Origin of the sequence: Pseudomonas cavernae (assembly GCF_003595175.1) — a bacterium.
GTDB lineage: Bacteria > Pseudomonadota > Gammaproteobacteria > Pseudomonadales > Pseudomonadaceae > Aquipseudomonas > Aquipseudomonas cavernae.
In genome coordinates this window covers 1,759,770-1,773,440 of the sequence record NZ_CP032419.1, presented here as the reverse complement: position 1 = coordinate 1,773,440, position 13,671 = coordinate 1,759,770, and the positions used below count along the sequence as shown (strand labels likewise).

Sequence of the window (13,671 nt, the reverse complement as noted above, 5' to 3'; positions counted from 1 at the left end):
GAAAATCATGAAGGCTACCTTGAACGGTCAGTCGATAGAGCTGACCCCCGTGGATGAACAGATGCCATTGCTGTGGGTCTTGCGAGACTCACTGAACATGCGGGGCACGAAATTCGGTTGCGGAGTCGGCATGTGCGGCGCGTGTACCGTCCACGTAGACGGAGCGCCGATGCGGGCCTGCATCACCCCGATCTCGGCCGTGGCGGGCTCCAGCATCACCACGATCGAAGGACTGGGGGGTAAGCAACTCGAAGCACTCGACAAGGCGTGGCTCGAACTCCAGGTCGCCCAGTGCGGCTACTGCCAACCCGGCCAGATCATGTCGGCCGCCATCCTGATCGCCGAGACGCCCGATCCATCCGATGAGGAGATCGACTCCGCAATGTCGGGTAACCTCTGCCGCTGTGGTACCTATCCGCGCATCAGGCAGGCGATCAAGGCAGCCGCGGCGCAGCTGCGCGCAGGAGGCAAGGCATGAACAACTCCCGTCTCCTCACCCGCCGCACCTTCATCGTATCCGCGGGCGCCATCGCTGCCGGCCTGGCCATTGCCGTGAAGTGTCCCGAGGCGATTTCGGGACTGCTCGGCAACAATGCAGAGCCCACCTTCAAACCAAACGCATTCATCGAGATATCCGCCGATGGCCAGATCGTCGTGATCGTCGGGCAATCGGAGATCGGTCAGGGTATCCATACCTGCCTGGCCCAGGTCCTGGCCGAAGAACTGGATGCCGACTGGTCCAGGGTAACCGCCCGGCATGCGCCCGCCAGCGATGACTTCCAGTTGGCACCCGACGTGTTCGGGCCCGGGATCCAGATGATCGCGCAGAGCTCCAGCACGCGATATCTGTTCGAACCCATGCGCATGGCCGGCGCTGTGGCACGGCTGCTGATCGTGCGGGCAGCGGCCAAGGCGTGGAAGCTCAACGAAGACCAATGCACCACCGCAAACGGCTACGTTCTGGCAGCCGATGGCCGCAAGGCAGCCTATGGCGAGTTCGTTGTGGAGGCCGCGAAACTACCCATGCCGGCGGCTACCGAAATTCGGCTGAAGTCGCCTGATTCCTTCCGACTGATCGGCCAATCGATGCCGCGTATCGAAGGCAAGGACAAGATCACCGGACAACCGATCTTCGGCATCGACTTCCGCCTGCCTGGCATGCTGACCGCGGTGGTCGCACGCCCTCCGGTCCTTGGCGGAAAGGCCATCCGGGTCGACGACTCGGCAAGCAAGAAGGTACCCGGCGTCAAGGCCTGCCTGCAGGTTCCCAGCGGGGTCGCGGTCATCGCCGATAACTTCTGGTCCGCGAAAAAGGCGCGGGCACTCCTGCAGGTCGAATGGGACCTCGGACCGCGGGCGAGCCTGTCGTCGAAAACCATGGAGGCGGAGTATCGCCAGGCGCTGGCCAAGCCCGGACTAGCGGCCCTCGAGCGCGGGCGCACGGATGAGCTGCTGAACGATTCAGGGCGCAGTTATCTGGCGGATTACACCATGCCCTATATGGCACACGCTCCGATGGAGCCGCTGAACTGCACGATGCAATGGCAGGGCGATGGCTGTGAGATCTGGGTTGGCACCATGTACCAGAGCATGGACCACAAGGTCGCCGCTGAAATCCTGGGTCTCCCCAAGGAAAAGGTGAAGCTGAACACGCTGCATTGCGGCGGTGGTTTCGGCAGGCGGGCCAGTCCGAAAAGCGACTTCGTGGCGGAAACCGCCCACATCCTGAAAGCGGCACGTCACCTGGGCGCCCCCATCCAGAATATCTGGACGCGTGAAGACGACATCCAGGGTGGCGAATATCGCCCAATGGCGTTCAACAGACTTTCGGCCATTCTGGCGCCGTCCGGAGTGATCACGTCGTGGGGCCACAGAATCGTCAGCCAGTCCATCCTCGACAATACCGAATTCTCGTCCTGGAACGCCGGGGGTTATGACGCGCTGTCAGTCGGTGGTGCAATTACCCTGCCCTACGAAATCGAGAACTTCCGGCTGGACATCCACACCCCGAAGACCGGGCCGACGGTTTCCTGGATGCGTGCACCCGGAGAAGTGAGCAACTGCTTCGCCGTTGAATGCTTCATCGACGAATTGGCACACCGGGCGAAAGTCGACCCCATGACGTTCCGTCTGAACATGGTGGACAAGGACCCCAGGCTGGTTCATGTACTGAAGCTTGCAGCCAAGGCCGGGGGCTTCCAGGAGCCCGTGCCGTCAGGAACGGGACGGGGCCTCGCGGTTCACAGCTATGTCGACACCAGGATTGCCGCTGTCGCCGAGGTCAGAATGGAAAAAGGCCATCTGCGAGTGCAGAAAATCACGGTGGCGCTCGATTGCGGTCGGGTGGTCAATCCGGACGGGGTCAAGGCGCAAGTGGAGGGTGGGGTCATCTTCGCCTTGAGCAATGCACTGTATGGGCGGATCAGCTTCGATCAGGGGCGAGTCGAACAGAGCAACTTCGATAGTTACCCGGTGCTGCGCATGGATGCTTCACCCGAGGTCGTGGTGCATCTGGTCGACAGCGAGGAAGGTCCATACGGGGTGGGTGAAATCGCCTGTCCGCCGGTGGCACCAGCCCTGTGCAACGCCATCTTCGCGGCCACAGGCCAACGCATCAGGGACACACCGGTAAGCGCATCCGTGTCGGTGTAAGGAAACGAGGGGCCGATGTCGACGCCACGACCATGAGCGTCGACATCGGTAAGGCGCCCCCCTCCGCAGGGTTGCGACTCAACGCCTTGATGACAATGTCTCTGGCCGGTCGACATCGAGCCGCACGCCAGAGTCGTCCACCCCCACCGCTACCCAGTCTGCTGCATTGGCACGCAGCACCCGGCGGGCGCCTTCGTCACCGGTGAGCGCCTGCAGCTCCGACCAGAAATCCCGCCCGAACAGTACCGGATGGCCACGTTCGCCCTGATGGACAGGAAAGACGATGCGCCCAGGTGCTGCCTCGCCGACCAGGGCACGCAGGCTGGCTTCGGCGATCCAGGGCATGTCGCCCAGCAGCACGGCGATGGCGTCGGCCGGGCTCTGCGCCAGTTCCCGCACCCCGGCCGCCAGGCTATGGCCCATGCCCTGTCCCGCGTCAGTGCAACGGATGATGCTGCAGCCCGCCGGCACGCCCAGCGCTACCGGATCGTCCTCCGGGCGCAGCACCAGGTGTACTTCGTCGAAGACCTCACGGACCCGCTCCAGGCTGGCCGCCAGCAGGGTGCGGCCGTCGGCCAGGGTGGCGCGGCGCTTGTCGCTACCGAAGCGGGTGCCGAAGCCGGCGGCGAGGATCAGTGCGGCGACATGAGACATGGTTCGGCCTGGGTCAGGAATGCAGTGGGAGCGAATTCATTCGCGAAGCAGGCCGCAAGCCTGCCGGTCCAGTCCGTTAGGGCAGCTGCGCCGCCCATTCGCGAATGAATTCGCTCCCACAATGATGGGATGGGGAGTCGGCGTCAAACCCGCTCGCGGGCAATCCCATTACGCACCCGCAGGATATCCGCCAGCACCGCCAGGGCGATTTCGGAGGGGGTCTTGCTGCCCAGGCTGAGGCCGATGGGGGCGATGATGCGGGCGAGCTCCTCCTCGTTCAGGCCGCCAACCCGGCGCAAGCGCTCCATGCGCTTGGCACTGGTGGCCGTGGAACCCATTACGCCGATGTAGAAGGCGTCGGTACGTACGGCCTCGAGCATCGCCAGGTCGTCGATCTTCGGGTCATGGGTCAGGGCGACCACGGCGGTGTCGGCATGGCAGCCGCCCAGGCGGATGTACTCCGAAGGCAGCTCGCGGCGGACTTCCACCCCGGGCAGCTCGACGCCCTGCAGCACCTCGTCACGGGGGTCGCAGAGCACCACTTCGAAGCCCAGGCTCTGGCCGAATTCGGCGCACACCTGGGCGACGCTGGAATACCCCGCCAGCAGCAGGCGCTGGGCGGCGCCGACGCGCAGGCGCAGAACATCGCCCTCGCGCTCCACCCGCGGACCCTGCTCGCGGTCCGGCAGCAGCCGGCGCGAACCCTGGGGCAGGACCAGCTCGCGGATCAACCGGCGCTGGCCGGCCAGGGCGCTTTCCAGCTCGCGCAGGTGGGCCTGGACCTCGCAGTCGGCCGGCAGGTTTTCCACCAGCACCTCCAGCACGCCGCCGCAGGGCAGGCGGATTTGCGAGCGCACGTCGCTGCCGTCACCGTAGCGCACCAGCTGGGTCGGCTCGGGGAAGGCGCCGGCGGCCAGGCGTTCGAGGAAGTCGTCCTCCACGCAACCGCCGGACAGCGAGCCGATCCAGTGGCCGGACGCATTGGCCGCCAGCAGCGACCCCGGCGCGCGGGGCGCCGAGCCGTAGGTGGCGAGTACCGTGCACAGCCACACGCGCTGGCCGGCCGTGGACCATTCCAGGGCCTTGCGCACTACCAGCAGATCGAGGTGTTGCATTGGCAAGCCCTCCTACAAGAGTTTCCTCGCAATGCAAAGGACGTTTCGCTCCTGGGAGCGAAACGTCCAGTCCGGTTGCGATTCCGGGCAGTTCAGAACTTGATGTTTATGTAGGTCTCGAAGAGATGCGAGGTTTCATCGTCACCGAAGGTCTGCTTGGCGCCCTCCTCTGGCCGGGCAATCCCGTAAAGCGCGCCGACCGTGACATTGGACGTCATCAGCCAATCGACATGCAGGTTCAACTCCTTGGCGAAATCCTTGCTGGTAACACCTGCCGGCGCCTTGTCGTAGCTGAAGTCGTAAGCGATCGCCCCAACTGCGAGGGCCTCGGTTGGGTATGCCGTCAACTTCAGCATGTCGACCTTCTGGTTGACGTTGAACAGCATCGACTCGCCAACGATTTCGCCCTGGAACCAGGTGCCCCAGTCGCCGCCATAGCCATACAGCAAGGAGTCGTAGTCATCGGAGAAGACCGCATGGCGGTAGGTCAGCACAGGTGTCCAGGGCGCATCCTGGAAGCTGTAACTGCCCTGCACGTACCAGGCTTCACTCTTCTTGTCCGCATCGCCCCCGCGTTGCCAGACGTACTCCGCCGCCAGTGCGACTTGTGGCAACGACTGGATCGGGCTGCCGGAAGCTCGCACGTCGTATACATTCATGCCATCGCGTAGCGGGTTGTCCGCATCCAGGGTGTGGAACGCAGTGAACCCGAGGGTGCCGTAGGTTTCGTCGCGCCATTCGAAGTTTCCACCCCGAACACGGACCTTTTCCTTGAAGTCGATGACGTCGAGGTCCATCCGCGCGGAGAGATCGAAGAGGTCGACGTGCACTTTGCCGGTGTCCAGCTGGGCCAGGATTGTGCTGTCGAATGCCTTGTAGGGGGCCAGCCAGTAACCGGCGTCGTTACCCTGATCCAGATGGCCCTCGCCGATCAGGAAGCCATTGCCGATCATGAAGGCCTGTCGGCCGAAACTGAGCTTGATGGCATCTTCGCCCAGTCCGGAGAACACCGTGCCACTCTTCCAGCCGAGGTAGGCCTCGTCGATATCGCTCGACTCCGGATCATCGGGAGTGAAGCCCGCACCATCACTGTCGCCGCGCGTAAAGCTGGCCACAGCGCTGACGCCCCCATAGAAAGAGCCCAGGCCGCCCAAGGGGCCAGCAAACACCAGGCTCGGCTTGGCGAAGTACTCGAAGCGACTGCCATCACGTTCAACCGGCAGGCCGAAGAAACTGACGTCAGCGCCGAAAGCCTGATCCGTGTTGTTGATATATGCAGCGCCAAGTTCCAGCTTCGGGGTGAACTGGACGCCTCCCAACTCGACACTTTCAAATGCCAACGCACTTCCACACGGCATGATCGAAAGCAGAATAGCACCAACTTTATTCCTGGGAACCAGACACATAACTGCCTCGCTATTATTGTATTTTTTACGAAGAGAAGTACGCACACCCATCACTACGTGCAGGCGTGAGCTCTATCTCCGACCAGCCGAAACCGATCCGGGGATATTCTTTTATTGCGAATTCTTAGTTACTTCGGAAAAGAAGCGATAAGAGCCAGACCAACGATCCTTCCCATACCTTGCGCAATACCTGGTTTATCAAGTGCTACTCAAGGCTACCCAGATAAGTGATCAGATCGGCACGCACGCCGGCATCGGAAATGCCTGGCGCATACATTTTCGTGCCTTTAACAAACTTCTGCGGATTCTGGATAAATAGCTCCAGCTCAGCCTCCCCCCAAACCACTCCGCTATTCTTCATGGCATTTGAATAGGCAAACCCCGATAAACTTCCGGACTTCCTGCCTACTACCCCAACAAGACTCGGCCCCATTGCCGAGCTCACTCCAGGCTCTATGGCGTGACATGCCGCACAACGTTGCTTGAAGACTGCGCTGCCGGACTTAGCATCTTGCGCCATGCTGGGTTCTATCAATAAAAAGGTGGAGGCAATGAACATGCACATCCACAAAATCGTTCCTCTTCCCATCTTGTCTCTCCTTTAAAGACGTCAGAGGCTGCGCCGCTCTTGCAACTCATCCTAAGAAGCACAGGTTGTGCTGACGCTCCCGGGACCGAGCGACTTATCCCACCAGCGCAGAAAATCCACCCCAACCGGCACGGATCATCCACGACACGCCGGTCGAGCCTTGTGCCAGTCAGTGACTTTCTGCAGTGCCATACCGGCTCGGCAGAGGATTGCCTCCCTCCCCTTACCGGCAATGAACTGGCAGCCCACCGGCAAGCCCGCTTCGGTAAAGCCGCATGGCAGGCTGAGACAAGGGTGGCCGCTGACATTGAACGGCGCGGTAAACTGGATCAGGCGTCGGTTCGCCTCTGGGTCCAGGGCGAGAGATTCGAGTTGCCTGTGGGTCGGGGCGGCTAGCGGTTGGACCGGGGCGATCAGCAGGTCGACATCACCCAGTACGGCTTCCAGCTCACCGCTGAAGCATTGCGCATCGAGCAGTACACGCTGGTACTCCATTGCGCTCATGGCCCTGCCCTGGTCAATCAGGCGACTCAACGCCGGACCGTAGGCATACGCCAGTCCTGGATAGGTTTCGGCATGTGCAACCGCTGCCTGGACGCCGCAGTGCGCCTCCCAGTTGCGGGTCACCGCATGGGTATCCGGCATCCGTATGCGGTGCAGCGTGCCGCCACCGCTGCGAACAATGGCCAACACCCGTTGCAGCGCATGCTGAGTGGCCACGTCCACACCGTCGCTGAGCCAGGCTTCATCGACTCCGACGCGCAGCTTGTGGAAGCTGTCGTCGATCCCCGGGACCTCCAGGCAGATACCCGGCAGGGAGGTCGGATCCTTCGGGTCATGACCCGCGATGGTCGACAGAAGGAACAGCACATCCCGCGCACTGCGCGCCATCGGACCGACATGATCGAGGCTGGCCGCGAGCTCGAAACAGCCGTGTCGACTGACACGTCCCCAAGTTGGCTTGAGGCCTGTCAGGCCATTGGCCGCACAAGGAAACCGGATCGATCCCCCCGTATCGGTGCCGAGCGCCGCGTAACACAGGCCCGCTGCAGTCGCCACACCGCTTCCACTGGACGAGGCGCCGGCCCAATGTTCCGCATGCCAGGGGTTCTGCGGCGTCGGTATGTTCGGATGATGGATGGCGAAAGCACCTTCGGTCATGTTCAGCTTGCCGAGCAGTACGCTACCGGCTTCTCGCAGTCGGGCGACCACTGTGGCGTCCTCCTGCGGGATGAAATCTCGATGGATCGGCATGCCCGCCGAGGTGGGAATCCCCGCCGTGTGAAACAGATCCTTCAGCGCAATCGGAATGCCGTGCAACGGGCTGCGGCATACGCCACGCATCAACTCCCTCTCGGCTTCGCGGGCCTGCTCCATGGCCAGCTCCGGGGTGACCCGTGCATAGCCGTGCAACTGACCATCGAGCTTGTCGATCCGCGCCAGCAGAGTTTCGGTAACGTCCACCGGGGACACCTTTCCAGAGCGTATGAGCAGGGACAGCTCGTACATCTCCAGGTAGTGCAGCTCGTCGGTCATCGCTGGCCCCCGATGAAGGTCAAGGCAAGCGCATTGAACTCGGCCGGATACTCAGTCTGCAGATGGTGGGCAGCATTGCCCATGACATGCAGACGAGCGTCGGCGAACTGGTTGAGCATCAGCATCGGCACATCGATGCCGCCGAACCAGTCGTGTAGCCCCCAGACAATAAGGGTCGGAGCCTTCACCTCGGCAAACAGGGGTACCAGGCTTTCCCATTCACCGAACGCGCCAGGCCGCTTGAGCAGTTCGTGGAAGGCAGGGTTGCAGCTGGCCTCATAACGCAGACGCAGGCTTGCTTCGTCGATCCTAGCGTCATCGTGCAACTCATAGCGGCAGATCAGCGCGCGCATCTTCTCGAGGCTCGGACCACCGTCTGCGAAGAAGTAATCGGACATCAAGCTGGCTGCATGCTTGCTGAAGAGCGGCAGCGGCTGCAGGACACCGCGCGCCACCGGTTGCGAACCGATCATCAGCAATCGACCGACCCGTTCGGGGTGGTCCGCGGCGAAACGAACCGCTACGCACCCACCAAAGGACTGATTGACCAGATGAGCCTGGCGAATGCCCAGGGCATCCATAAAGCCCAGCAGCTTGCGCGCGTGCCAGCTGAACACTGGTCCTTCGACCGGCACCATGTCGGACCCGCCGAACTGCGGGAAGTCGAGGAAGTAGCAGGGGTAGTGCTCGGCGAACGCCGCAGCACTTTGCCGGAAATTGCTCCAGGCCGTGCTGCCGGGTCCGCCACCATGGGTAAAGATCACTGGCAGGCGGTCGTCCGGGCCATCGACCAGGTGATAGTGCAAGCGCACGCCATCGACCGTGACAAAACTGCTGGATGGAATAGCTTCGTCGTTCATCGGAGTCTCCATGCCAAGGGATGTCCGGCGCGACGGAGCCGCGCCGGAAGGATCAAAAATCAGTCTTCGATTTTCTTCACCTTGTACCCTGGACGCCTGCCGTCGGCGGTGTCCTTGAAAATCAGGCTGGAGTCCTTGACCGCCCCCTTTACGCCGCGACCGGGCTTGGCAATGCCCCGATTCCAGCGCGAGGCCAGCTTGCGCCAGGTGATCGGCGAGACGTCGGTGGAAACCAGCTGCTCGTCATTCCAGCCAGTGCCATCGGCGTAGAAGTTCTGCATCGCCTCGCGGGCGTATATGTCGCAATCGTTGAAACCGTGCAGGCACAGCGGCTTGTACACGTGGTCATAACGGTACTGGTACTTCTGGCGCTCCTCCGGGGTGTCGCACACCTGCACGATGACCTCCCAATACTCATGGGTATCGTCGGTGATTGGCACGTACCATTCGTACTGGGCCATGCGCTCGCCCGGCCAGTTCTCGACCATTAGCACCCCTGGCATAACCACGGAGGTACGGTAGGCACGACCGTTGACGCCCTCCACCTTGAGGCCGAGCTCCTGGTTCTCCACCACCGGCGCCCATTTGTCAGTGAAGAGCCACTGCATCATGCCTTTGGGCCCGTGCTCCTCCTCAACCACCTCAATGCAGTCGTCGCTGGTGGGTACCCAGCCCAGAGGCAGCACCCAATCCATTGCGTGGACGATGGTATTGTCCTTGTGCACCAGGATGTGCGCGTTGTCGAAACCGTTCTCGCAGGCAATCCGCCAGTTGCCGAAACCTGTGCGGTGCATACCCAGAACCATGGCATTCTGGTCCAGCACGCTGGGCGAGACCGGCCACATCGGATGGGGGAACTGTTCGCTGCGCTCCGGGAAGCGGAACGGGAGGTCCTGCTCCAGCGGCGGCACATCCGCATCCGGGAAGTCATCCTCGCGAACGAAGACGAAGATCATGCCGTTGACCTCATGCACCGGATAGGTGGTGATGCCCGTGGTGCCGATCAGCTTGTCATCCGGGTTGGCGACGATGGTTGCCAGCCTGCCGCTCTCGAGGTCGAAGGTGAAGCCGTGGTACCAGCAGGAGATGGTGCTTTTGTTGAAGCAGGTGGGCTTCTCCGAGAGGCGCACGCCACGGTGCAGACACTGGTCCTTGAGTGCGAATACGCGCCCATCGACCCGGCGCAGGACAATCGGAATGCCGCAGATCTGGATGCCCTCGACCTGGTCCTCAGCCAGCTCATGGCTGAACAGTGCCGGGTACCAGTGGTTGATGAAGCCCCAGGCGGCGTCCTTGTAGGGCTGGTACTGGCTCTGGGTCTTGGCGTTGTTGACGCGGGAATCGCTGATGCCAGTGGTGACCTGGCGACGGCGAATGATGGGCTGCTCGGACATGAGGGAACTCCCAAAAGGCTGACGGGACAATGGCGTCGCACTGCGGCTCGCTTGTCAGTCATCCTAGGAAGTGGTGTCCGGATTGACGCTCCCGGTACCGAGCGCCTTATCCCACTAGCGCAGGAAATGCGCGTTGGAGGACATCCCTGTCCGGTGCGCTTAGCGCGCCAGGGTTTCCGAGGGGCTTTCGCCGAAACGGCGCTTGTAGTCAGTGGTGAAGTGGCCGAGGTGGCTGAAACCCCAGCGATAGGCCACGGCGGTCACGGTGGTGGAGCCGGTGCTCTGTCGCTGCAGCTCCTCCTGGACGTAACGCAGCCTGACCTCCTTGAGGTACAGCATCGGCGAGGTATTGCGGAAGCGCCTGAACCCGGTGAACAACGAGCGGCTGCTGACGCCCGCGTACTCGGCCATGTCGACAATGGAAATCGGCTCGTGGGCGTGTTCCTCGATGTACCGCTCCACCCGTTTCACGAACGCCGGGGCGATGGAGGCACGCGGGTCTGCACACAGCTCCTCACTATAGGTGTGCGGCTGGCAGGCGAGCAGCATCGTAACCAGGGTGCTCTCGAACTGCCCGACGAGCAGCGGCGGCAGCTCATCGTCGTTCGACAGGCTGTCGTAGAGCCAACCGATCATGCGCATCCAGCGCAGCCCTTCCGGAGTGTCCAGCGGCATCGCAGTTTGGAACTCGACGCCCTTGCGCAAGGTACGCCCCAGGTGCTGCTGGCAGTGCCGCTCGAGCAGGCTGCGGTCGACTCGGACCATCAGTTTCTCGGTACGCGGGCCATGGTTGATCCTGAATCGCGACTCGGCATTGAGGATCGAACCCAGCTTCGGCGTGGACAGCACCCGCTCATTGCCATACTCGATCATTTCCTGGCCGCAGATCGGCATCTGGATCAGGGCAAACGAATCGAGCACGTCGGGTTCGATGGTGACATGGCTGCCGAAGGTCAAGCGCCCGATACCGATACCACCGACAGGTCGGTAATACAGACGGGCGTTCACCGGACCGTTGCCGTCCAGACTGCGCAGGCGGTGGCCGCAGAAAATGCGATCGCCCCAGCGCCGGGCCTCTTCGAGATCATGCGTGCGGCATAGTTCGAATCGCGACAAGACGACTTCAGGAGGTGTGATCGCAGAAAAAACCAGATTATCCATCGCGTTATCCCTCTGCCGTAGTTGATGAAAAGGCAGATCGTCATTCAGGCCGGCACAAGGCATACGACTGGCCGTGGCATGAATCCCTGGCTCCGCTCACGGATACGCGTGCACAGGTTGCCAACCGAGCGCCAGATCGCTTCGGCTATTCGCCATTTCTCTCGGGGAGAAAGGGAACATGCCGGTACGACTTGTGATGAAAATCAGCAACTGAATAGCCACAGGGTCTGGAGTTGGTCGATTAGGTAACACTTACCCTGCGAAATCGAGCCGCTGACTGTACAGGGCAAGAAACATGCCCCTTCTCGGCGCCGCTCGTCTTTGCGAAATCTCTGCAGATCATGACCACAGGAAAGTCCACAACGATATCCATGGAGCGCCGAGAACCCTGCCAGCCCTTTTCCAAGGTATGTATGGCAGTCGGGCTGTAGTGTGATCAGCCCGACCGTTCCGGCCGATTGGCGCCGACCAGTACGAACAGCAGTCGCGCCGGCTTGCTGCCGGGGTTTCGCCAGGCATGGCGCGTGCCCCCTTGCACCACGATGTCGCCCTGCCTCAGGTGGTGACTCTGCTGATCCAGTTCGAGCGTGATCTCGCCTTCGAGCACGATGCCATAGTCGATTGAGTCGGTGCGATGGAAACCAGGATTGTCAGCCTCGAAAAGCTCGCCAAGCCCAGGCAGGCGCTCACAGAGTTCGCCGGCTGCCGCGGCAGGATCGAAATCGGGCGAGGCAAACAGGCTGTCGGGAGGAAAAGTCACCAGCAATGCTGTGGTGCCGCCCGGCGCGGGGATGACCGAGCGCGCTGGATGTTCCGAGAGCTTGGGACGGTCGGCGATATCCGGAACTGGAGAAGTTTGCCAGACGACCGCTGCGGAGAAACCTGGCGAGTGGGTGAACTCCTCAGCGCCGGCCAGTGAGCCGCTGCTGATGATTGTCGAACTACCGGAGCTGTCATGGCCGGTCACGATACGTGTTGTTGTCATTGTCTGAACGCTTCCGAAAGCTGATACGGCCTGCACCACGCCAGCTGGCAACAGTAGGCTGCGCCGGCGCGGTGAAGGTCTCGGGTATCAGGCGTGAAGGATATGGAAATTGGTGAAACCGTTCGCCTGCGACTGGATGTCGTCGAGCGCCTCGTTGAGGCGTTCGAGCGGATAAGCCCGCTCTTCAAGCAGAGACAAGTCGACCGTGCCCGACTCGATCATGCTGGCCATCTCGTCCCCTTCCGCGGTGGTAAACCAGAGTGAACCGATGTACTGCAACTGCGCGCACATGAATGGATGCGGATCGATCGGAATCGGCCCGGCCACACCGCCGATCTGGATGATCCGACCGCCGCGGGCGACTGCTTTCATGGCATCGACCGACAGTTCGGCCGGAGCCTTTGCCCCCAGAGTATCGAGCATGACGTCAACGCCGCCGGGCACCTTGTCGAGAACCTGCCGATGCGCTTCCTGCGCGCCGAGACGCACGGTATGGATGCGCTGCGGATCCAGCTCTCGAAGCTTCGCCAGGGCACCTTCGTCACGCGCAGCCACCACGATACGCGCCGCGCCGAAGGCCAACGCCAGCAGCGTCGCACCCACGCCCAGGGTTCCGGAGGCGCCGAGGATCAAGATGCTCTGGCCAGGTCGCAGCGCCGACTTGCGGATAGCCGAGTAGGCGGTGCCCAGATAGCCAAATCGGGTGGCCTGCGGAAAGCTCAGACACTGCGGCAGGCGCACAAGATTGGTGACAGGCGCCGTCATGTACTGCCCGTAGCCGGCAAAGGGGTATTTCTTGAAGACCGCCTGTGAACCCGCGCCGAACCCGAAGTAACCCAGGAAAGTGTAGGCATCACAACGTGGCGCCTCGCCTTCTCGGCAGTAGCGGCACTCGCCGCAGCCGACGCCAGGGTTCACGTAGACGCGATCGCCGGGTTTAAACGAGGTGACCGAAGCGCCGACTGCTGCGACGGTGCCAGCGGTATCCAGGCCGAAGATCGCCGGCAGCGCCGGGAGCGGCAGGAAGGGGTACCACTCGGGGAAATGCGTGGTGACGTTCTTCAGGTTGGGAATCACCCCGCTGGCCTCGACCTTGACCAACACATCGTGCTCACCAGGAACAGGCATAGGGACTTCGTCGAACGTGAATTTTCCGCCAATCTCGTGCAGACGTGCAGCTCTCATCATGGACATATCAGGCTCCTCCGATTCGCGGGACCTCACGCCATGCGGGCCCCTGAACCGTGTCATTGGTTGTTGCGATCGCCCTACGCGACCACATGGACGCGCTCGCCCCCGGAGAGATCAGCCTCATCGGT

Annotated in this window: 12 protein-coding genes; 2 read left to right on the top strand and 10 right to left on the bottom strand. The window is 62.1% G+C overall.

Features of this window, described 5'->3' with window-relative positions:
* The first annotated feature begins 4 nt into the window (after window positions 1-4).
* Window positions 5-478, top strand: a complete 474-nt coding sequence (locus D3880_RS08255) for a (2Fe-2S)-binding protein (RefSeq protein ID WP_119895698.1) — start codon at window positions 5-7, stop codon at window positions 476-478.
* Window positions 475-2,652: a xanthine dehydrogenase family protein molybdopterin-binding subunit gene (locus D3880_RS08250; protein ID WP_119892991.1), complete on the top strand. Its 2,178-nt coding sequence runs from the start codon at window positions 475-477 to the stop codon at window positions 2,650-2,652. The genes D3880_RS08255 and D3880_RS08250 overlap by 4 nt, the downstream gene beginning before the upstream one ends.
* Before the next feature lie 78 nt (window positions 2,653-2,730).
* Here D3880_RS08250 and D3880_RS08245 read toward each other — a convergent pair whose 3' ends face one another.
* The 10 genes from D3880_RS08245 to D3880_RS08200 form a co-directional block, all read right to left on the bottom strand.
* Entirely contained in the window at window positions 2,731-3,306 is a 576-nt protein-coding gene (locus D3880_RS08245; protein ID WP_119892990.1) for a nucleotidyltransferase family protein, read from the bottom strand.
* A 143-nt stretch (window positions 3,307-3,449) separates the two neighbouring features.
* Entirely contained in the window at window positions 3,450-4,421 is a 972-nt protein-coding gene (locus D3880_RS08240; protein WP_119892989.1) for an XdhC family protein, read from the bottom strand.
* Window positions 4,422-4,513: 92 nt separating this feature from the next.
* Entirely contained in the window at window positions 4,514-5,761 is a 1,248-nt protein-coding gene (locus D3880_RS08235; protein WP_162934962.1) for an alginate export family protein, read from the bottom strand.
* Between the two features lie 271 nt (window positions 5,762-6,032).
* Entirely contained in the window at window positions 6,033-6,386 is a 354-nt protein-coding gene (locus D3880_RS08230; RefSeq protein WP_162934961.1) for a c-type cytochrome, read from the bottom strand.
* 165 nt (window positions 6,387-6,551) lie between these two features.
* A complete protein-coding gene (locus tag D3880_RS08225; protein WP_119892986.1) occupies window positions 6,552-7,952 on the bottom strand; it encodes an amidase in 1,401 nt (466 codons plus the stop codon).
* Window positions 7,949-8,812, bottom strand: a complete 864-nt coding sequence (locus tag D3880_RS08220; RefSeq protein WP_119892985.1) for an alpha/beta fold hydrolase — start codon at window positions 8,810-8,812, stop codon at window positions 7,949-7,951. The genes D3880_RS08225 and D3880_RS08220 overlap by 4 nt, the downstream gene beginning before the upstream one ends.
* 59 nt (window positions 8,813-8,871) lie before the next feature.
* Window positions 8,872-10,206, bottom strand: coding sequence for an aromatic ring-hydroxylating dioxygenase subunit alpha (locus D3880_RS08215; protein WP_119892984.1), 1,335 nt, complete (start codon window positions 10,204-10,206; stop codon window positions 8,872-8,874).
* Window positions 10,207-10,365: 159 nt separating this feature from the next.
* The gene (locus tag D3880_RS08210; RefSeq protein ID WP_238474419.1) at window positions 10,366-11,322 is read right to left on the bottom strand and encodes an AraC family transcriptional regulator; all 957 of its coding nucleotides are present in this window, start codon (window positions 11,320-11,322) and stop codon (window positions 10,366-10,368) included.
* A gap of 481 nt (window positions 11,323-11,803) precedes the next feature.
* Window positions 11,804-12,352 carry a cupin domain-containing protein gene (locus tag D3880_RS08205; protein ID WP_119892982.1) on the bottom strand — a complete coding sequence of 183 codons (549 nt, stop codon included), beginning with the start codon at window positions 12,350-12,352 and terminating at the stop codon, window positions 11,804-11,806.
* 87 nt (window positions 12,353-12,439) lie between these two features.
* Window positions 12,440-13,546: an alcohol dehydrogenase catalytic domain-containing protein gene (locus tag D3880_RS08200; RefSeq protein WP_119892981.1), complete on the bottom strand. Its 1,107-nt coding sequence runs from the start codon at window positions 13,544-13,546 to the stop codon at window positions 12,440-12,442.
* Between the last annotated feature and the right edge of the window lie 125 nt (window positions 13,547-13,671).